At 53.2% G+C, this 20330-nt stretch carries 16 protein-coding genes; 11 read left to right on the top strand and 5 right to left on the bottom strand.

What is annotated here, in order from left to right; genetic code table 11:
* Positions 1-11 precede the first annotated feature (11 nt).
* The gene (gene allS, locus ACMV5H_RS05845; protein WP_021180095.1) at positions 12-935 is read right to left on the bottom strand and encodes an HTH-type transcriptional activator AllS; all 924 of its coding nucleotides are present in this window, start codon (positions 933-935) and stop codon (positions 12-14) included.
* A gap of 352 nt (positions 936-1287) precedes the next feature.
* Between allS and ACMV5H_RS05840 the strand changes: the two genes are divergently transcribed.
* The 9 genes from ACMV5H_RS05840 (at position 1288) to ACMV5H_RS05800 (ending at position 12216) form a co-directional block, all read left to right on the top strand.
* Positions 1288-1779, top strand: a complete 492-nt coding sequence (locus ACMV5H_RS05840) for an ureidoglycolate lyase (RefSeq protein ID WP_414821583.1) — start codon at positions 1288-1290, stop codon at positions 1777-1779.
* Between the two features lie 69 nt (positions 1780-1848).
* Complete coding sequence (allR, locus tag ACMV5H_RS05835; RefSeq protein ID WP_021805438.1) at positions 1849-2664, top strand: HTH-type transcriptional repressor AllR; 816 nt, start codon at positions 1849-1851, stop codon at positions 2662-2664.
* 134 nt (positions 2665-2798) lie between these two features.
* Positions 2799-4580 (top strand): glyoxylate carboligase, encoded by a 1782-nt coding sequence (gene gcl, locus ACMV5H_RS05830; protein ID WP_414821582.1) that lies wholly within the window; start codon positions 2799-2801, stop codon positions 4578-4580.
* Between the two features lie 11 nt (positions 4581-4591).
* Complete coding sequence (gene hyi, locus ACMV5H_RS05825; protein WP_071682986.1) at positions 4592-5371, top strand: hydroxypyruvate isomerase; 780 nt, start codon at positions 4592-4594, stop codon at positions 5369-5371.
* Between the two features lie 10 nt (positions 5372-5381).
* On the top strand, positions 5382-6263 hold the full coding sequence (gene glxR / locus ACMV5H_RS05820) for a 2-hydroxy-3-oxopropionate reductase (protein WP_179252219.1): 882 nt from the start codon (positions 5382-5384) through the stop codon (positions 6261-6263).
* A 205-nt stretch (positions 6264-6468) separates the two neighbouring features.
* Positions 6469-7923 carry an allantoin transporter gene (locus ACMV5H_RS05815; protein WP_414821581.1) on the top strand — a complete coding sequence of 485 codons (1455 nt, stop codon included), beginning with the start codon at positions 6469-6471 and terminating at the stop codon, positions 7921-7923.
* 74 nt (positions 7924-7997) lie between these two features.
* Complete coding sequence (gene allB / locus ACMV5H_RS05810; RefSeq protein WP_414821580.1) at positions 7998-9359, top strand: allantoinase AllB; 1362 nt, start codon at positions 7998-8000, stop codon at positions 9357-9359.
* Between the two features lie 71 nt (positions 9360-9430).
* Positions 9431-10738 carry a uracil/xanthine transporter gene (locus tag ACMV5H_RS05805; protein WP_115158687.1) on the top strand — a complete coding sequence of 436 codons (1308 nt, stop codon included), beginning with the start codon at positions 9431-9433 and terminating at the stop codon, positions 10736-10738.
* A 131-nt stretch (positions 10739-10869) separates the two neighbouring features.
* Positions 10870-12216 carry an MFS transporter gene (locus ACMV5H_RS05800; RefSeq protein ID WP_414821579.1) on the top strand — a complete coding sequence of 449 codons (1347 nt, stop codon included), beginning with the start codon at positions 10870-10872 and terminating at the stop codon, positions 12214-12216.
* A gap of 267 nt (positions 12217-12483) precedes the next feature.
* Here the strand turns inward: ACMV5H_RS05800 and allE are convergent, their stop codons facing one another.
* The 4 genes from allE to allD all read right to left on the bottom strand — a co-directional run bounded on the left by allE (position 12484) and on the right by allD (position 17005).
* Positions 12484-13269, bottom strand: coding sequence for a (S)-ureidoglycine aminohydrolase (gene allE, locus ACMV5H_RS05795; protein ID WP_024486475.1), 786 nt, complete (start codon positions 13267-13269; stop codon positions 12484-12486).
* Positions 13270-13313: 44 nt separating this feature from the next.
* Positions 13314-14591, bottom strand: coding sequence for an MFS transporter (locus ACMV5H_RS05790; RefSeq protein ID WP_071682979.1), 1278 nt, complete (start codon positions 14589-14591; stop codon positions 13314-13316).
* Positions 14588-15835 (bottom strand): allantoate deiminase, encoded by a 1248-nt coding sequence (gene allC / locus ACMV5H_RS05785; protein ID WP_021805429.1) that lies wholly within the window; start codon positions 15833-15835, stop codon positions 14588-14590. Before allC ends, ACMV5H_RS05790 begins: the two co-directional genes overlap by 4 nt.
* Positions 15836-15955: 120 nt before the next feature.
* Positions 15956-17005: an ureidoglycolate dehydrogenase gene (allD, locus tag ACMV5H_RS05780; protein WP_021805428.1), complete on the bottom strand. Its 1050-nt coding sequence runs from the start codon at positions 17003-17005 to the stop codon at positions 15956-15958.
* Positions 17006-17369: 364 nt separating this feature from the next.
* On the opposite strand from allD, the gene ACMV5H_RS05775 reads away from it, so the two are divergent.
* Together ACMV5H_RS05775 and ACMV5H_RS05770 are read left to right on the top strand one after the other, a co-directional pair.
* Positions 17370-19037, top strand: a complete 1668-nt coding sequence (locus ACMV5H_RS05775; protein WP_115158689.1) for an acyl-CoA synthetase FdrA — start codon at positions 17370-17372, stop codon at positions 19035-19037.
* Positions 19038-19046: 9 nt separating this feature from the next.
* Positions 19047-20312 carry a DUF1116 domain-containing protein gene (locus ACMV5H_RS05770; protein ID WP_115158690.1) on the top strand — a complete coding sequence of 422 codons (1266 nt, stop codon included), beginning with the start codon at positions 19047-19049 and terminating at the stop codon, positions 20310-20312.
* Positions 20313-20330 lie beyond the last annotated feature (18 nt).

Below are 20330 nucleotides of genomic sequence, written 5' to 3'. Positions count from 1 at the left end.
AAAATCGCGTGTTAAACGGGCAAATCAATACTTTGCAGAAAGCCGGTGATGCGTTCATCGCGTCGTTGGAACAGCGTGACAATTTCTTCCACGGCTTTACCACAGTCGTTACGCCAGGCCAGAGAGAGCGGTGACGGTTGCCGCTGATTGACGACGTCACGGGTGATCAACTGGCCGCTATCCAGATAGGGTTGGCACAGATTTTTCGGCAAGAACCCGACGCCCAGCCCCTGCAGGTGGCATTCGAGTTTACTGCGCAGGTCTGGCACCTTGATCTCTTTTTGGCCGGGCAGCAGCCAGGCAACGCGTTTGGTCAGGTTGCGCGAAGTATCTTCCACATTGATCGCCGGGTAGCTGCGCAGCCGATCTTCATGCAGTGCCGTGTCCTGGCAGGCCGCGAGCGGATGATCTGGCGTGACCACAAAAGCCCAACTGATCCCCCCCAATTTCAAGACGCTGACGTCATTGGCCAGTGATTCAGAGCCGGTGGTGCCAATGGCCAGCTGAAAATCCCCGTGTAACAACGAATCCCATACTCCCATATACACCTGACGCGAGATATGAAACTGCGTGAAGGGATAACGCTGTTGCAGGTAGGCCAACAGCCGGGCGACGCTTAGCGGGTTGTACAGCAGGTTGTTGATTACGATGTTGACCTGATGCTCCACGCCGTCGTTGATCTGGCGTAGCTCATCGGGCATGGAGTCGAGCCAGTTGTGCCATTGGCGGCAACGTTCCAGCAGGTATTCACCTGCGGGTGTCAGGTTTACGCTGCGGGTGGTGCGGATAAACAGCTGGGTGCCGATGCTTTCTTCCAACGTTTTGATGCGGTAACTGATGGTGGCAGTGGTCTTGTGCAGTAATTCGGCGGCGCGGGAAAAGCTCTGGCATTCCGCGACTTTGATAAACGATCGAATTGTTTCGTGATCCAGCATATCGATTCCTTAACCGGTGCGGCCATCGTTCTCCTAGTGTTGCAAAAGAATTTACTTACCTTAGTTGCCTTGGGTTAGTCATAAAGCCGCTTACCGTGATCTCGCTCACGTTTTATTGCCCTTCCTCTACTGAATACCGCTGAAAGTGACAACTCTGTTAACGAACTGTATCGCGGAGGTGTGTTTTTTAATGCCTTGATTATTAATTAAATATTTTCTACTCGGCACAAAAAATGTGCAGTAGATCGTGTTGTGGAAAATTTTTCCAATATTAACTTTTAAATTTCAGGCGACCTGTCTAGAGTGAACCCATTCAGTCATGTTCCTTTTTGAAACGATCCTGGAGAAACTGATGGACCTGATTGCCGTTGAGTTAACGCCTGAAGCCTTTGCACCTTATGGGGATGTATTGCAGATCGAGGGCGCGCCCTTTTTCCATATTAATGGTGGGAAAACAGAACGATATCATGACCTTGCCAAGGTGGAGGTCGCCGATGACCATCGGGTGCTGGTCAGCATAAACCGATCTGAGCCTTGCGATCTGCCGTTGGAGTTCTCCGTGTTGGAGAAACATCCGTTGTCCTCGCAGGCATTTATGCCGATGAAGGGGGAACGCTTCGTGGTGATTGTTGCTGAAGCCGGGGAAGGGGATGAAATTCCGTTACATACTTTGCGCGCCTTTATCACCAACGGTAAGCAAGGGGTGAATTATCACCGCAATGTTTGGCACCATCCGCTGTTTGCTTATGGCGCGATCACCGACTTTTTCACGGTCGATCGTGGCGGTGCCGACAACTGTATCGTCAAAACATTGCCAGAGACTTACCGGGTTGTGCTTGGATAGCGCTGTCCCCAGGCGCATAGGCTGTTTATTATAGCGGGGAAACCTTGAGCTAAATAAAGGAAAGCCTGAATGAACGAAGTACGCAGAAAGGGAAGACCAACGACAGAAGCAGGGGCGACGAAAGGCGCGCAGGCGTTGGATCGTGGGTTGGAGATCCTGCAGTTTCTGGCCAATGCCGGAGGAAGCTCGTCCGTTTCCGTGCTATCCGAGAAGTTGGAGTTACCGCTATCAACGACTTTCAGATTATTGAAAGTATTAGAGAAATCGGAATTCGTTTTTCAGGATCCCCAGCTTGGCTGGTGGCATATCGGCATCCAGTCGTTTACCGTCGGTGCGGCTTATATGAATGACAGGGATGTGGTATCGGTGGCGGGCCCTTACATGCGGCGGCTGATGTTGCTATCAGGGGAAACCGCCAATCTGGCCATCAGGAATAACTTTGACGCCGTGCTGATCCGTCAATGTGAGTGCCAGGCCATGGTGCGGATGTGCGCGCCACTTGGCAGCCGCTTACCGCTGCACGCATCTGGGGCAGGGAAAGCACTGCTGTATCCGCTGGCGGAAGAGGAGATGCTGGATTTGTTTGTACGTTCGGGGCTGCACTCGTTTACCCCGAAGACCCTGACCAGCGTAAATCTATTACGTAAGGATTTAGCGCAATCGCAGGCGCAGGGCTATACCGTTGATGCTGAAGAGCACGCTCTTGGCCTGAATTGCCTGGCTTCGGCGATCTTTGACCGTAACAACAACGTCATTGCGGCCATCTCTATTTCAGGGCCTAGTTCGCGCGTTAGCAGCGATCGTTTCAAGGAACTGGGGGAGTTGGTGCGTGACGTAGCCAACGATATCAGTACCGCGCTAGGCGAGTCGCGCAGCAAGAAATAGCACGTTTAAAGCAAAACCTGTAGCCGCGATCGCGGCTGCAGGATGAGGTTACCTCCCCGTTTATTACCTGAACGGGTTTTTTTGAACTCATTTTAAGTTTGGAAAATTTTTCCAAAATTTAGGAGAACGTTGAGATGGCAATTATGCGAGCAGTAGATGCGGCAATGTACGTGTTGGCAAAGGAAGGCGTGAATACCGCATTCGGCGTGCCTGGCGCGGCGATCAACCCTTTCTATAACGCGATGCGTCAACACGGCGGCATCAAACACTATCTGGCGCGTCATGTTGAAGGCGCTTCCCATATGGCGGAAGGTTACACCAGAGCCAAAGCCGGCAATATCGGGGTGTGTCTCGGGACTTCGGGGCCTGCGGGAACGGACATGATCACTGCGCTTTACTCCGCCTCTGCCGATTCCATTCCCATTTTGTGCATCACCGGCCAGGCTCCCCGGGCGCGTTTGCATAAGGAAGATTTTCAGGCGGTAGATATTGAATCGATCGCCAAGCCGGTCACCAAAATGGCGGTGACGGTCATGGAGCCGGCGCTGGTGCCCCGCGTGCTGCAGCAGGCATTCCATTTAATGCGCTCTGGCCGCCCAGGCCCGGTGCTGATCGATTTGCCTTATGACGTACAGATGACCGAGATTGAGTTTGATCCGGAAACCTATTCCTCGCTGGGGGCTTACAAACCGGCAGCCACTGAAGCGCAGATCGACAAAGCCCTGGACATGCTGTGTGCCGCAAGCAAACCCTTGTTCATTGCCGGTGGCGGGATCTTCAACGCGGACGCGGCCGATCTGCTGCAAGAGCTGGCGGAGACCTGCAACGTACCGGTGATCCCAACGCTGATGGGCTGGGGCTGTATCCCGGACGATCACCCGTTGATGGCAGGGATGGCCGGGTTACAAACTTCACACCGTTACGGTAACGCCAACCTGCTGGATTCCGATTTGGTGTTTGGCATTGGCAACCGCTGGGCTAACCGCCATACCGGTTCGGTAGATAAATACACCGCCGGGCGTAAGGTGATCCACATCGATATCGAACCAACCCAGCTTGGCCGCGTGATCTGCCCGGATCTGGGCATTGTTTCCGATGCCAAAATCGCCCTGCAAATGTTAGTGGCAAGAGCTCGTGAACGTGCGGATCAAGGGACGCTGCCAGATCGCTCACAGTGGGTGGAAACCTGCCTCCAGCGCAAACAAACTCTGCTGCGTAAAACGCATTTCGATAACGTGCCAATCAAACCTCAGCGCGTTTACGAAGAGATGAACCGGGCGTTCGGGCGTGATGCTTGCTACGTCACCACTATCGGGCTTTCGCAGATCGCGGCGGCACAGATGCTGCACGTGTTCAAACCACGCCATTGGATTAATGCCGGGCAGGCGGGCCCATTAGGTTGGACTCTTCCTTCTGCTTTGGGCGTGTGTGCCGCCGATCCGCAGCGCAAAGTGATTGCGTTGTCGGGTGACTATGACTTCCAGTTCATGATCGAAGAGTTGGCCGTTGGCGCGCAGTTCAAGCTGCCGTACATCCACGTGGTGGTCAATAACGCCTATCTGGGGCTGATCCGCCAGTCGCAGCGCGGTTTTGATATGGATTACTGCGTCCAGCTGTCCTATGAAAACATCAACAACCCGGAAGTGGGCGAATACGGTGTCGATCACGTCAAGGTAGTCGAAGGGCTGGGATGTAAAGCGATCCGCGTTGTTAAGCCTGAGGATATCGCTCCGGCCTTCCAACAGGCGCAAGAGTTGATGCGTCTGCATCAGGTACCGGTGGTGGTGGAGATTATCCTTGAGCGGGTCACCAATATCTCGATGGGGACAGAGCTGGATAACGTCAATGAATTTGAACCCGTTGCCGAGTCGCCAGAAGATGCACCGACCTCGGTCAGCTACTTCAACTATCAGTAAGGAGCAGGCTCATGCCGAAGTTTTCAGCCAACTTATCGATGTTGTTTAATGAAGTCGATTTTATGCAGCGGTTTCGCTGTGCCAAAGAGCAGGGATTCACCGCGATTGAATATATGTTTCCCTACGATTATTCCGTGCAGGCGTTGAGGGGCGCTCTGGAAGAGAATCAACTCACGCAGGTATTACAAAACCTGCCAGCCGGGGATTGGGCTGCGGGTGAGCGGGGTATCGCTTGCCTGCCAGGGCGCGAGTCCGAGTTTCGTGATGGCGTAGGTCTGGCGGTGGAATATGCCCGTGCGCTGGGCTGTGCGCAGATCAACTGCCTGATCGGTAACCCGGATAAGTCCGTCGCCAAACATAAGACCGATGAGATTGTGGTCGCTAACCTGAGCTATGCGGCAAGGGAGTTGGCCAAGGCGAATATTCGTCTGTTGATTGAACCGATCAATAAATACGATATGCCCGCCTTCTATCTGCAAACCACTCGTCAGGCGTTGGAGCTGATGGATTGGGTCGCGAGCCCTAACCTGTTTATTCAATACGATATCTATCACATGCAGCGCATGGAGGGCGAACTGGCCCAAACCATGGAAACGCTGTTACAGAAAATCGCGCATATCCAGGTTGCCGATAATCCGGGGCGCCATGAGCCAGGCACCGGGGAAATCAATTACGACTATCTGTTCCGCGCGCTGGACAAGATGGGCTATCGCGGTTGGATTGGCTGCGAATACAAACCTGCGACAACGACCGCTGCCGGCCTGTCATGGATTAAGCAATATCAACATTGAGGGACACATCATGAAAGTAGGCTTTATTGGTTTAGGGATCATGGGCACGCCAATGGCGGATAAGCTGATCGCAGGCGGCCATCAACTGTATGCCAACACCTTGAATAAGGTTCCGCCGGAGCTGGTGGAAAAAGGGGCCATAGCTTGTGCTACACCTAAGCAGGTGGCCGAGCAGGCTGACGTCATTTTCATTATGGTGCCCGATACACCACAGGTGGAAGAGGTGTTATTTGCGGCCAATGGCTGTGCCGAAGCGCCGCTCAAAAACAAGATCCTGGTGGATATGAGTTCTATCTCGCCGCTGGAGACCAAGGAGTTTGCCAAACGTATCAACCAACTGGGCGCCGATTACCTGGATGCGCCGGTCTCCGGTGGTGAAGTCGGGGCCAAGCAGGGCAGCTTGACCATTATGGTCGGCGGTGACGAAGGCGTATTTGGGCGGGTAAAACCGTTGCTGGCCCTGATGGGGAAAAACATTACGCTGGTCGGCGGCAATGGCGACGGCCAGACCTGCAAGGTCGCCAACCAGATTATTGTGGCCCTGACGATCGAAGCGGTATCCGAAGCGCTGATATTTGCTGCCAAAGCGGGTGCCGATCCGGCACGGGTCCGTGAAGCGCTGATGGGCGGCTTTGCCTCATCGCGCATTCTGGAAGTGCACGGTGAGCGGATGATTAAACGGACCTTTGAGCCGGGCTTCCGTATCTCCCTGCATCAAAAGGATCTCAATCTGGCGCTACAGGGTGCGAAGTCGTTGGCGCTCAGTTTGCCAAATACCGCCACTTGCCAGGAACTGTTCAATCTCTGTGCGGCCAATGGGGCCAAAGATCTCGACCATTCCGCGTTGGTACAGGCGTTGGAAATTATGGCTAACCATAAAGTGGCTGGCTAAAGAGTAAGGCTTAACAAGTTGCAGGTGCCTTCCGCCTGCAACTTGAATTCTGGTTACCGTATATTTGTTTAATGGTTATATTCCTGTCTGTCTTGGCCGTATTGGTATTTGACTAATATAAAGATTAGAACATCGGTTTGTTGTAGTGATAATAAGCAAAAAATTACCTACGCTATTTTCTTATATAATATAAGAAGGACCTGTCATGGAATCTATTAGCAATAAGCAGAGAGAGATTTACCAACGGCGCGGCTATCATGATGATCTATTACCCAAAGAAGCGGATAAAAAAACCTGGAAGGGAATTAACTATTTTACCTTGTGGATGGGTTCGGTACATAACGTTCCCAACTATGTGGCCGTCGGGGGCTTCTTTATTCTTGGGCTTTCCACCTTAAGCATTATGGCCGCCATTATTCTCAGCGCCTTTATTATTGCCTTTGTGATGGTGATGAACGGCGCTGCCGGTTCGAAATACGGTATTCCTTTTGCCATGATCCTACGTGCCTCTTATGGCGTGCGTGGCGCGTTGTTTCCAGGGATCCTCAGAGGCTGCGTGGCCGCCATCATGTGGTTTGGCTTGCAGTGTTACGCGGGCTCGCTGGCCTTCCTGATCCTGATTGGCAAACTGTGGCCACAGTTTCTGACCTTGGGTGGGGATTTCAACCTGTTGGGGATCGGCCTGCCTGGGCTGATTGCCTTCCTGATTTTCTGGGCGGTTAACGTGGCTATCGGCCTGGGTGGCGGCAGCATTCTTAACAAGTTTACCGCGATCCTCAACCCCTGCATCTACGTGGTGTTTGGCGGCATGGCCATTTGGGCCATCTCCATTGCTGGCCTGGACAACATCATCGCCTATGTTCCAGCCAATGCTATAACGACTAACAACGGCGGCTTCATGTTCCTGGTGGTGATCAATGCGGTGGTAGCGGTATGGGCTGCTCCGGCGGTCAGCGCCTCGGACTTTACCCAGAATGCCAGCAGCTTCCGCCAGCAGGCTTGGGGGCAAACGCTGGGTCTGGTTGTGGGATATCTATTATTTGCCGTCGCCAGCGTCTGTATCCTGGCCGGGGCCAGTATTCATTACGGGGTTGATACCTGGAACGTGCTGGATATCGTGCAGAAATGGGACAGTATTTTCGCCTCGGTGTTTGCGGTGCTGGTGATCCTGATGACGACCATCTCCACCAACGCGACCGGTAACATCATTCCTGCGGGCTACCAGATTGCCGCCATCGCACCGAAAAAACTCACCTATAAAAATGGCGTAGTGATTGCCAGCATCATCAGCCTGATTATCTGCCCGTGGAAACTGATGGAGAATCAGGAAAGTATTTACCTGTTCCTGGATGTGATCGGCGGAATTTTAGGGCCGGTGATCGGCGTGATGATGGCGCATTATTTCATCGTGATGCGCAGCGAGATCGATCTAGACACCTTATATATCGAACCCGGTAATTATAAATACTACGATAACGGCTTTAACAGCGTGGCGTTTATTGTAACGCTGTTTGCCGTGTTGCTGTCGTTGGGCGGTAAGTTCATTGAGATACTCGAACCTTTATCACGGATTTCCTGGTTTGTTGGCGTTATCAGCGCATTCTGTTTATATGCGCTACTCAAAAGTAGAACAGTAGTTAATCGGCAAGAATATACCTGAAGTGAATATGAGAAAGAAGTCAATAACCCTAAGCGTAATAATATGATACTTTAATTTCACGAAGGAGCATGATTATGTCATACGATTTAATTATCAAGAACGGTAAGGTTGTTTTAGAACATGATGCCATCATTACCGATATCGCGGTTAAAGAGGGCAAGATTGCTGCCATCGGCAATGGTCTTACCGGCGCTAAAACGGAGATTGATGCCAGCGGAATGGTGGTGGCACCGGGCATGATCGACGCCCATGCGCATATGTCCGAACCGGGCCGTACCCATTGGGAAGGGTATGAAACCGGTACGCGTGCTGCGGCCAAGGGCGGTATCACCACTATGGTCGAAATGCCGCTCAACCAGCTGCCAGCCACGGTGGACAGAGCCTCGATAGAAATGAAGTTCTCGGCCGCAGAAGGCAAGCTCACCATCGATGCGGCCCAGTTTGGTGGCCTGGTTTCCTACAATCTGGATCGGCTACATGAACTCGATGAGATTGGCGTGGTGGCCTATAAATGCTTTGTAGCGACCTGTGGCGATCGCAGCGTCAGCAATGACTTCCGCGATGTGAACGACTTTGAATACTTCAAAGGTTTGCAGACCTTGGCCCAGCTGGATCAGTTGGTGGCGGTACACGCCGAAAACGCCCTGATTTGCGATGCGTTGGGGGAAGAGGCCAAGGCGGAAGGACGCGTAACGGCACACGATTATGTTGCCTCTCGCCCGGTATTTACCGAAGTTGAAGCGATCCGCCGGGTGCTGTATCTGGCCAAGGTCGCGGGTTGCCGCTTGCATATTTGCCACGTCAGTAGCCCGGAAGGGGTGGCAGAAGTGACTCGCGCTCGTCTGGAAGGGCAACAGGTCACCTGTGAGTCCTGCCCGCACTACTTCGTGCTGGATACCGACCAGTTTGAGGAAATTGGCACCCTGGCCAAGTGTTCACCGCCGATCCGCGATGCGCAGAACCAAAAAGGGCTGTGGGATAAGCTGTTTAACGGTGAGATAGACTGCCTGGTGTCTGACCACTCGCCATGCCCACCGGATATGAAAGCGGGCAATATCATGCAGGCCTGGGGCGGGATCGCCGGGATACAAAACTGCGTCGATATCATGTTCGATGAAGCGGTGCAGAAAAGGGGCATGTCACTGCCGGTGTTTGCCAAATTGATGGCGACCAACGCCGCCGATATTTTTGGTTTGAAGCATAAGGGGCGCATTGCTGTAGGGAAAGATGCCGATCTGGTGTTCATTCAACCCAACAGTAGCTACGTACTGGCTAGCGGCGATCTCGAGTATCGCCATAAGGTCAGCCCGTATGTGGGGCGGAAAATCAACGCCCGGGTGGCCAAAACCCTCCTGCGTGGCGAAGTGATTTACGATATCAAGGCGGGCTTTGGCGTTCGTCCGATCGGTAAATTTGTGCTTAAACATCAGCAATAACAGATGTTAATCAGCGCCCGTCACCGGGCGGGCGCATGAATGATGAGATATTGGATATGAAGGAAGCACCCATGAACGGGTTATGTGCCAGTCGTAGCAGTTGGTTATCGGGCTTGCAGTGGTTCTTTTTCATTTTCTGCAATACGGTGGTGATCCCGCCGACCCTGCAATCGGCATTCAACCTCTCCGCCGGCGTGACCTTTTGTATTACCCAATATACCTTTATCTCAACGGCGCTGGCCTGCCTGGCGCAGGTGTTTTTGGGCCATCGGCGTGCCATTATGGAAGGGCCAACGGGGTTATGGTGGGTGACCATTTTAACTCTGACCCTGGCGGAAGCGGCCAACGGTACGCCGCTGCCAGAAATTGGTGGCAGCCTTGCGGTGGGGATCCTGATCTCTGGCATTTTGACCATCCTGATTGGGGTTAGCGGGTTGGGGTTCCATCTGGCACGGCTGTTCCGTCCGGCGGTGATGGCTACGTTTATGTTTTTGCTGGGGGCGCAGTTAATCACCATCTTTATGAAAGGGATGCTGGGGTTACCTTTTGGCGTTTATACCGGCGTCGTGACCATTAACTACCCGGCCTTTTACTGGGCGTTGACGGTGTTGCTGCTGATTATCGCCATTATTGCCTTTTTACCGCGGGCGATCGGCAAATATGCGCTGTTAATCGGCACCCTGGTTGGCTGGGGCGTTTACAACTGGTGGTTTGCACCCGCAGGAACGCCTATCACGGGCAGCGATTGGGTGCTGTTCCCACTCGGGTGGCCGCAGGAATTACATGGGGGAATTGTGATCAGCGCCGTCCTGACCGGTTTGGTCAACGTGTCGAATAACTTTGCCGCCATTCGCGGCACCGATATTTTTTATGCGGACGGCCCGGCGGGCAGAAGCCTGTTCCGGCGTAGCTTTATGGTTTCAGGCGGACTGACTTGCCTGGCTGCTCCACTGGGCGTGGTGCCTTTCTCGCCTTTTGTCTCTTCCATTGGCCTGCTGACCCAGACACAAGACAGCAGCCAGCGCTCGTTTATTATTGGCAGCGTGGTATTCCTGTTGGTGGGGATGTTGACGCCGCTAGCGCAATTTTTCTGCAGTATTCCGCTCACGGTCAGCAGTGCCGTTATGTTGGCCTCTTATCTGCCTCTGCTGTTCTCCTCGGTGCTGTTTATCAACAAGATCGAATTGAATAGCCGCAACATTTATCGGCTGGCGCTACCGCTGTTTTTGGGCGTATTCCTGATGAGTATGCCTTCCTCCTTCTGGCAGGGGGTACCGATCACCATCAGGCCGCTATTCAGCAATGGCCTGTTGGTTGGTGTGCTGCTGGCGGTGTTGGTTGAGAATAGTATTCCGTGGGATAAGGTAAAACCACGTTAGCATTTATAATACAGCAATTAATCAATATTGTTTAAATTCCCACCGCCCTGTCTTTAATAACCAGGGCGAGTTAATCCAATGACACTGAAATAAAATCTGAAATAGCAGGATGCCAACCAAGGAGATCCGATATGGCGACCAATAATGCTGCGATTGATCAAGCTATTCTGGCCAGTCCCGACAAGGCTAAACTCTACCGTAAAATAGCCTGGCGAATTATGCCGATATTACTGATTAGCTATATCGTCGGTTATCTTGATCGCGTGGGGATATCATTTTCAAAGTTCCAAATGATGCCGGATATTCTGCAAGGTAATGTGTCGATGGCGGAGGCGGTTTATGGCCTCGGTGCCGGCGTATTTTTTATTGGTTATATTATCGCCGGTGTACCCAGTAATATCTTACTGAGTAAGTATGGTGCGCGGAAGGTCATTGCCCTGTTGATGTTGGTATGGGGCACGATCTCAATGCTGAGTATTTTTATTACCAATCCCACACAGTTTTATCTGGCACGATTCCTGCTGGGGTTAGCCGAAGCCGGCTTTTATCCGGGGGTGATCCTCTATCTGACACTGTGGTTCCCTTCAAGCCAGCGGGCAAAAATGACGGCGTTGTTTGTTTGCGGGATACCGGTAAGTAACATCATTGGTGGGCCACTTTGCGGTTGGATTATTGAAAACATGAATGGCATGTTTGAGCTATCCGGTTGGCAATGGTTATTCTTTATCAGTGGGCCGCGTGCATTACTGATTGCGGTCGTCATTTTCTTCTTCCTGGATAATACCTATCAGAGTGCTAAGTGGCTCAGTCCACAAGAAAAAGAGATGATCACTCAAGATATGGCGCAGGGAACATCGAAAAAAGTGGGTGCTGATGGTACTGCACAGGAGTGGACAATGAAGACCATGCTGAAGTCTTCCGCCTTCACGAAAATGTGGTTGATCTGTTTCTGCACGGTGATGGGGCAAGGGGGATTGGCCTTCTGGGTGCCAACCATGATCCGTGATACGGGGGTAAGCTCGGTGTTGGATATCGGTTTGCTGACCATGCTGCCGTATATGCTGGCCGTTGTCGCTATGCTAATGGCTGCGCGCAGCTCTGACAAACATCGAGAAAGGCGTTGGCATATTATTGTTCCTTTCTGTATTGCTGCGGTTTCGCTGATCTTTATCGGCCTGTTCCCAGATAATAAAATCATCGTAATGGTGGCATTATGTATTGCCGTCGCCTCCAGCCTGGTGCCTTCGCCCCTTTTCTGGAGTTTGCCAAATGCTATCTTTACCGGTACCTGCGCTGCCGCTGGGATAGCGTTAATTAACTCGATTGCCAATATAGGGGGCTTTATTTCTCCTTATATTATTGGTTACTTTAAAAATACTACGGAAAGTAATCTGGTCGCGATGTGTGTGCTATCCAGTATGATGATACTGGGGGCAATACTGACCTATAGCGTTCCGGCAAAACTGGTTAATAAATAATAGCCGATAGAATATCGGTTACTGATAGTCGCTCCGATTGATAAAAAAACATGCTCTCTCTGCCTATGTGGTGATCTATTTCATTGGCAGATGGGTATGGTTTTTTTATTGCCTAATGGTGAAGAGGGTAATGTTTATGGTGGTGATATTAAAAGTGGGGAGAATAATAGGTGACCCGGTGTTGGGAAGATTGATTGCTGAATGAACAATAAGACTCTGATTCAATCAAATAGGCCACGCGAAACTCAACGTGGCCTTGAAGCGGGGTTAGAAATCGACGTCGCGGTTGCAGTCTTTCGAGTAGATATAGCTAAACTCTTCCTGGCCCACCGCATAACCGGCTTGCGGAACGTAGGCAGCCATAAAGATGTAATCCCCTTTCTTGACCGGGATCCACTCGTTATCCAGGTTATACACCCCAGCACCGCTGAGAATATATGCGCCATGTTCCTGCACGTGGGTCTCGATGTAGCCATGGCTGGCACCTGGCTTGAAGGAGAGGATATGAATGTTCATATCGAACCCCAGATCCTTAGGCAGCAGATCTTGCAGGATCACATCGCTCATCCCTTCATAGTGAATTCTTTCCAGCTTGTTGACGTTGTTGCTTACCACATGGGCTTCATAGCCCTTGATACGGTTGTAGACACGTTTGTAGAGGAACAGCTGGCTTGGCTTGCCGCCGTTGGTGTTCTCCAGGCGCAGCATCACACCGGCAGGGCAATACAGATAGCCGCCGGTGGTGAGTGGATAATCGGTGCTGTCGGCTGACGCGGTGATGTTACCTTCGATAACGTAGACCAAGGTTTCAATATTCTCACCGCCAAAGCCTTGCTGGTTACGGCCGCCATCATGCAGCGTCACCAGATAATCGACAAAAGTGGCGCCCAGTTTCGGGGTGGCAAGAATGGTGACGTCGCAATTCTCGAAGCCAGGAATGATGTTACGCACCAGGCCATCGGGTGGGATCACGGCATAGTTGTCGCGTTTGATAATGGAGCGCGAAGCCAGGATATCTTTTGGATAGCCAATCTGATTATTGATATAACCCACGTTAATTCTCCTGATTAGTCAGGGCCGCAGCCCTACAACAAAAATTATGCTTGTGCCGCCGTTTGGCGATTGTTTTTCTGCTTCATCAATACGTTGACGGTAAAGAAGATCACGGTGCCGATCAGCAGGATGGCGGCCGAGATATAGAAGCCCATCACCTTGGAGCCGGTGCTGTCGGAGATCACCCCGGTGAGGAATGGAGCAATCACCGAAGAGGACATGCCGAAAAAGTTAAACACGCCAAAGCTGGTGCCATAGCCTTTCTTCGGAGCGTTATCTGCCACGAAGGAGATCATGATCGGATCCACCGCCAGCTTGCCGAGCAGTCCGTAAAGGATCAGGCTGACCAGCAGGGTAGTGGAGTCCGGTGAGATCACGGTGCAGACCAGCGTCACGGCGGCACAGATTTGCAAGAAGATGATCAACTGCACTTTCTTGGCGCGGAAACGGTCAGACATACGGCTGAAGAACAGCGCCCCGGGCACGGAGGCAAAGGCCACCAGTGCGGCAGAGAAGCCGATGGCCACGCCTTCGAACCCCCGTTCCTGTTGCAGGAAGGAAGGTAGCCAGGTCACGATCATGTAGTAGCCATAGCAGGTGGCGAAATACATCACGTAGGCGGAAATCATCCGCAGGCTGAACAACCCACTGGCTTCCTCGGTCTCTTCCACAGTCGTGGCCGCAGAGGCCGCCGGGCTGGCGGCCAGAGAAGCGGTGTAGGAGCCCCCCTTGATCACCAGGAAGAACACCACCGTCATTACCACCAGCAGGCCGGTGATGATAAACAGCATGATTTGCCAGTCCATCCCCATGCTTTTCACCAGCAGGCTGGAGGCGATCAGGCCAATGGCCATCCCCAGCGCAGAACCGCTGTTGATAATGGCGGTGGCTAAACCACGGCGTTCCAACGGAATGTTTTCTGATGACAGCGAGTAAGCCGAGCCATAGTAAGAGCCACAGCCCATGCCGGCCAGCAGGCTACCGGCGTAGATCATAGTCAGGCTGGTGGCGTTGCCGATCAGCAAGGTAGCGATGATGAACAGGCAAAAGCCTGGGATCAGCACCACCTTTTTGCCGAACTTATCCACCAGGATCCCGGCCGGGATCTGCATCCCGGTATAAGCAAAGAAGTAGAAGCTGGCGATCAGGCCCATCTCGGCGTTGGAATGCGAGCCGATGGTCGCCTGGATCTCAGGGAAGATCGGTGTCAGCACCGTGCGGTAAATCCAGATCACCGCCCAGCCCAGGCACAGGACCACCACGATTTTTTTCCAGTACAGCGGATCAAACCCGGTGTTGGAGGCGGTTTTGCTGTTGCTCATAGGCGGGCTCCCTGCTCGGTATAGGCCAGTTGATATAAGGTATGCGCCAGAATTTTCACCCCTTCGGCCAGGTCGGACAGTTCGGTTTTCTCCGCCGGGTTATGGCTGATACCGGCAATGCTTGGCACAAACATCATCACCGTCGGCACGTGCGGGGCAAAAATCTGTGAGTCATGGCCAGCACCGCTGTGGATCATGCGGTAGTTCATCTTATGGCTTTCACACAGGTGGCTGACGCAGGCCAGCAGCTGTTTGTCCATTGGGATCGGCGTTTCATCCATCCACAGGTCGATCTCGACCTCAATGCCCATTTCGGCACAGATACGCTGAATATCGGCTTCGATCTCCTGGGTAAAACGCAGCAGCGTTGCTTTGTCGGTGTGGCGGCAATCCAGGGTGAAATGAGTGAAACCAGGCACGACGTTGACGGTGTTAGGCTTGGGCTCGACCTTGCCAAAGGTCAGTACCAGCGGGTCGCCTTCCGCTTTGGCCTTGGCGATGGATTCGCAGCAGATCCGGCTGAAGGCATAAACGGTGTCCTTACGGTAGCCCATCGGCGTGGTGCCCGCGTGGTTGGCCTCGCCCTTGAGTTTGATATCGTAGCGGCGCTGGCCGACGATGCTGGTGACCACGCCAATGGTTTTACCTTCGGTCTCCAACACCTTACCCTGCTCGATATGCAGTTCAACGAAGGCGGCGATATCTTTGCGCAGCGGCTGGTCTTGCGGGCGGAAGTCAAAGCCTGCGCTATGCATGGCGTCAACGAAATTCACGCCTTTGGCATCACAGATGCTTTTGACTTCTTCCGGACGAGCGGAGCCGATAATGTTTTTACTGCCCCAGAAAACGTAAGGGAAACGGCTGCCTTCCTCCTCGGCCAGCGAGATGACTTCCAGCGTGCGCAACGGAGCGCCGTAGGTCTCTTTCAGATGTTTGATCGCCAGATAGGCGGCTTCGATGCCAAACTGACCATCAAGGTTGCCGCCGTTGACGACCGTATCGATATGCGAGCCAGAAAGGATCACCTGATCGGGATATTTGCTGCCCTGCAGGCGGCCGGATAAATTGCCGACGGCATCAAAAGAGGTTGTCAGACCGGCGGTTTCAAAAGCCTGCTTCAGCGCCCGTTGAGCTTCCACCCACTCAGGGGTATACAGCAAGCGCGTCATGCCACCGCTGGGATCTGCCCCGATCTTGGATAACCAGCCAGAAGTTTCACTAATTTCTTGTTGGAAATTCTTCATATTTATCTGCCTGCTTGTAACGTCCCTGAGACATGCGCCAATTCAGCTTTGTCGGGAGGGTTGATAAGGAAAATGGCGGTGAAAATAGCTTTTCTCCGCCTGATTTAATTAATCTGACGATTAACTGGCAAACGGATCTTTATGGTCGTAGGAACGCTGGTAAATATCGTCAGAAATCAGGTATTGATAAATGTCGTCAACAATATCGATGCCATTCTTTTCATTTTCTATTTCACGCATATGGCTACCCTGGCCAGGATAGAGCACTTGTTTCACGCCAGGTGCCGGTTTGATTTCGTTCAGTTCTCTCATGACCTGGCTGATATGTTTGCGGAAGGTTACTTCATTGGTGAAATAGCTTGGGTTGAGCACGATATGCAGCTGGCCCAACTCCCGGCCTGCGCTTAAATCGTGATACATCGAGCTGACGTGTTTACCGAACGGCAGGCCTAGCAACACGCCGGATAGAATATCGACCATCATCATCAGGCCGTAACCTTTTGGTCCGGCGATAGGCAACAGCCCGCTGACGGCGAAAGGATCGGTGGTGTTATTGCCTTCGCTATCTACCGCCCAGGTATCCGGGATTGGCACGTTGCGTGAGCGGGCGTCCAGCACCTTGCCCCAGGCCTGAACCGTGGTGGCCATATCGAAGGTCATGATGTCGTCGCCTTCGGCCGGTGCCGAGAAAGCGATGGGATTGGTGCCGTAATAGACCTCTGCGCCGCCATAAGGGACGACCATCGGATCCGACTGACACACTGAGATGCCAATCATGCCCGCATGGGCGGCCTGTTGCACAAAGTAAGACAGCGCACCACTGTGGCCGATGCGGCGAACGCCTACCACCGCTACGCCGTTCTCTTTCGCCATTTCGATGGCGCGATCCATACTCAGTTTGGCCGCGACGTGCCCGGCACCGTTGTCGCCATCAAAAACTGCGCTGCAAGGGCCGGTTTTTTCAAAGGTGAAATGCGGGTTGTTATTGGTGCCGCCTTTGCTGATGCGTTCAGAATAATATTCTACCCTCACCGCGCCGTGGGAATGGATCCCGCGTGCATCCGCATGGACCAAAACGTCCGCGACAATCCCGGCGTGTTCCTGGCTTAGGCCTGCAGAATGAATTTTATTTTGAATCAGTTGATGCAGTTGCTGCTTAGAGACTTTCATAGACAGTCCTTTCATTACTACGGTTTATTTAAACTATCTCTAACGCCTACTGTATAAACCTGGGGTTGTAATAATGTGATCCAGACGGCTATTATTTTATTGGCTTAAATTTTCGTTGAATGGCATTACCATTGTTAGATTATTTTTAACAAAGCGCCGTGTTTCTGACGATTGAATTCAATTAATCCCCGCCGGACTTGATGATTTTTTCTAACAATGGGCAAAGTGTGATGAGACTCACCTTCGTCAACGGGTTTTATTTGTAGCTTGGCCAATAAGAATATGGGGTTTGAAATAACTAGGTGACTAAAAATATCTGAGAACGCCCATTGCGAAGTTCACATGCTGTTTTAAGGATATCACTATGATCCATGCTTTTATAAAAAAAGGGAGCTTTCAGGATTCCGTCAGCCTGATGCTAATTTCCCGTAAGCTCAGTGAATCACCCAACGTCGAAGAAATATCGGTCATGATGGGGACGCCGGCCAATAAATCCTTACTTGAAGCGACCGGCTTCTGGCATCCGCAATTTAGTGAAGCGACTCCCAATGATATTTGCGTGGCGATCAAGGCGGAATCTGCCGATGACAGCATCACCGCACAGATCGGTGAAGCGTTAGACCTGGCGTTGAAAGCCATCGCCCAGGGGCAGCAGGGGGGGAAACGCCTGCTCAAGGCACGCAGTTGGCGCATGGCGCGGCAGAAGCTGCCGGATGCCAATATGGTGCTGATCTCCATTGCCGGGGAATATGCCGCGCAACTGGCCGATCAGGCACTGGACGATGGCTGCAACGTGATGATGTTTTCCGACAACGTCAGCGTTGAGCAGGAAGTGGCGCTAAAAACCAAGGCGCGTGACAAGGGCCTGATCGTGATGGGGCCAGACTGCGGCACGGCCAATATTGCCGGGGCACCGCTGGCCTTTGCCAACGTCGCTCCTAAAGGCATGATCGGCATCATTGGCGCTTCGGGAACGGGTATCCAGGAGCTGACCTCACAAATTACCCTGGCCGGGCAGGGTGTCTCTCACGCCATTGGCTTGGGTGGGCGTGATTTAACCGCCGAAATCGGTGGCATCAGCGCTATCAGCGCACTGCGTATGTTGGCGGCCGATCCGCAAAGCCAGGTGTTGGCGTTTGTCTCCAAGCCTCCGGCCGAAGCGGTACGCCAACGGGTTATCAATGAGATGAAGACCCTTGGCAAGCCGGTTATCGCGTTGTTCCTTGGTGCCAAGAACGCACTGAAGCAGGAAGATAACATCACCTTTGCCGCGACGTTGGATGAAGCCGCCCGCCTGGCAGCGATGTTGGCAAACGTGCAGCAAATGGCCGCACAGCAACCTGCGGTATGCGGTGGCAAAATCTCCGGTCTGTATGCCGGTGGCACGCTGGCGGCGGAATGCGCCATGTTGCTGGCCGATCGGTTGGGCGTGGAGGCCGACAGCAAGCATCAGCATGGCTCAATGCTCAACGCCGACGGACACCGCATTATCGATATGGGGGACGATTTCTACACCCAGGGCAAACCGCACCCGATGATTGACCCGTCTACCCGTAATCAGGAAATCGCTCGCCTTGCTCAGCAGCCGCAGATTGGCGTGTTGCTGCTGGATGTGGTGATTGGCTATGGCGCCCAGGAAGATCCCGCAGATTCTTTGGCTACCGAAGTCAAACGCGTACGCGAACAGCGTGGTACGGCCCACCCGTTGGCAGTTATCGCCACGGTGACAGGCACCGAACAAGATCCCCAGCAGCGCTCCAAACAGATTGACACGCTCAACGAGGCGGGCATTGCCGTGATGAATTCGCTGCCTGAAGCGGTAGCGCTGGCCTGCCAGTTAATCGCCCCTCCAGCGCAGGGTACTAACGAACCCGCACCCGCCATGCTGGCCGGTGTTTCCGTGATCAATGCAGGCTTGCGTAGCTTTGCCGACGATCTGCAAACCAACGAAATTTCAGTGGTGCATTACCAATGGGCTCCGGTGGCCGGTGGTAATCAACGATTGGCTAACATACTGAAAAATTTAAAGTAAGGGATTGATATGACCGCAACTATTGAACAAGCAAACGCTGCCGTTATCGCCAGGATCCGTGAAGCCCGCCCACATTGGCAGGATGTTGATTTAGCGAAAAACCTGATCCCGCAGTTGGCACAGGGGAGAAAACTGCTGCATGCCGGGCCGCCGGTCACCTGGGCGGAAATGAGCGGCCCGGTACGCGGTGCCTGCATTGGGGCCTGCCTGTTTGAGCAGTGGGCTGAAAGCGAGCAACAGGCGCTGGCGCTGCTGGAGAACGGCGAGATTGAGTTTATCCCTTGCCATAACGTCAGTGCCGTTGGCCCGATGGGGGGGATCACCTCGGCGCATATGCCGCTGGTGGTGGTGAAAAACACCGTTCATGGTAACCATGCCTACTGCAACCTGAACGAAGGGATCGGTAAGGTGATGCGCTTTGGTGCCTATGGGCCAGACGTGCAGGCGCGCCTGCGCTGGATGCGTGACTCACTGGCACCGGTACTGAAAGAAGTGCTGGCCACCTTCGATGAGGGGATTGACCTCACCGCCGTCATGGCTCAGGCCATCACCATGGGGGACGAGTTCCACCAGCGTAATATCGCAGCGTCGGCGCTGCTGATGCGTCTGCTGGCCCCGAAAATCAGCCTGCTTGAGCGGGACAACGTTGAACTGGCCAAGGTCATGCAATTCCTCAGCATCACCGATCAGTTCTTCCTCAACCTGGCGATGGCCTATTGCAAGGCGGCCATGGATGCCGGGGCCGAGATTAAACAAGGCACCATCGTGACGGTGATGACCCGTAACGGCAAAAACTTTGGCATCAAGATCAGCGGCATGGGCGACCAATGGTTTACCGCGCCGGTCAATACGCCGGAAGGCCTGTTCTTCTCCGGCTATAGCCAGGCCGACGCCAACCCGGATATTGGCGATAGCGCCATTACCGAGACCTTCGGCATTGGCGGTGCGGCCATGGTCGCCGCGCCTGGCGTGACCCGCTTTGTCGGTGCCGCCGGGGGTATGAGTGCCGCGACCGATATCTCCGAAGAGATGGCCGAGATTTACCTGGAACGCAACATGATGCTGCAAATCCCAACCTGGGACTTCCAAGGCGCCTGCTTGGGGCTGGATGCCCGTCGGGTGGTGGAAACCGGTATTACGCCGTTGATCAACACCGGGATTGCCCACCGTGAAGCCGGGGTTGGGCAGATTGGTGCCGGTACTGTGCGTGCTCCATTAGGCTGCTTTGAAAAAGCCATCGAAGCACTGGCAGAAAAGCTGGGTATCAGCGCGTAACAACCGGTTAGCCCGGAG

This window comes from Serratia sp. N21D137 (assembly GCF_047530005.1).
GTDB lineage: Bacteria > Pseudomonadota > Gammaproteobacteria > Enterobacterales > Enterobacteriaceae > Chania > Chania fonticola_B.
This window is presented reverse-complemented; position numbering and strand designations above follow the sequence as displayed.

What these genes read in the sequence shown, in the direction of transcription:
- ACMV5H_RS05775 (WP_115158689.1), top strand. Translation starts at nt 17,370, where the DNA reads ATGATCCATGCTTTTATAAAAAAAGGGAGCTTTCAGGATTCCGTCAGC.
- ACMV5H_RS05800 (WP_414821579.1), top strand. Translation starts at nt 10,870, where the DNA reads ATGGCGACCAATAATGCTGCGATTGATCAAGCTATTCTGGCCAGTCCC.
- allB (WP_414821580.1), top strand. Translation starts at nt 7,998, where the DNA reads ATGTCATACGATTTAATTATCAAGAACGGTAAGGTTGTTTTAGAACAT.
- ACMV5H_RS05805 (WP_115158687.1), top strand. Translation starts at nt 9,431, where the DNA reads ATGAACGGGTTATGTGCCAGTCGTAGCAGTTGGTTATCGGGCTTGCAG.
- ACMV5H_RS05815 (WP_414821581.1), top strand. Translation starts at nt 6,469, where the DNA reads ATGGAATCTATTAGCAATAAGCAGAGAGAGATTTACCAACGGCGCGGC.
- ACMV5H_RS05840 (WP_414821583.1), top strand. Translation starts at nt 1,288, where the DNA reads ATGGACCTGATTGCCGTTGAGTTAACGCCTGAAGCCTTTGCACCTTAT.
- glxR (WP_179252219.1), top strand. Translation starts at nt 5,382, where the DNA reads ATGAAAGTAGGCTTTATTGGTTTAGGGATCATGGGCACGCCAATGGCG.
- hyi (WP_071682986.1), top strand. Translation starts at nt 4,592, where the DNA reads ATGCCGAAGTTTTCAGCCAACTTATCGATGTTGTTTAATGAAGTCGAT.
- allD (WP_021805428.1), bottom strand. Translation starts at nt 17,005, where the DNA reads ATGAAAGTCTCTAAGCAGCAACTGCATCAACTGATTCAAAATAAAATT.
- ACMV5H_RS05770 (WP_115158690.1), top strand. Translation starts at nt 19,047, where the DNA reads ATGACCGCAACTATTGAACAAGCAAACGCTGCCGTTATCGCCAGGATC.
- allR (WP_021805438.1), top strand. Translation starts at nt 1,849, where the DNA reads ATGAACGAAGTACGCAGAAAGGGAAGACCAACGACAGAAGCAGGGGCG.
- allS (WP_021180095.1), bottom strand. Translation starts at nt 935, where the DNA reads ATGCTGGATCACGAAACAATTCGATCGTTTATCAAAGTCGCGGAATGC.
- gcl (WP_414821582.1), top strand. Translation starts at nt 2,799, where the DNA reads ATGGCAATTATGCGAGCAGTAGATGCGGCAATGTACGTGTTGGCAAAG.
- allC (WP_021805429.1), bottom strand. Translation starts at nt 15,835, where the DNA reads ATGAAGAATTTCCAACAAGAAATTAGTGAAACTTCTGGCTGGTTATCC.
- ACMV5H_RS05790 (WP_071682979.1), bottom strand. Translation starts at nt 14,591, where the DNA reads ATGAGCAACAGCAAAACCGCCTCCAACACCGGGTTTGATCCGCTGTAC.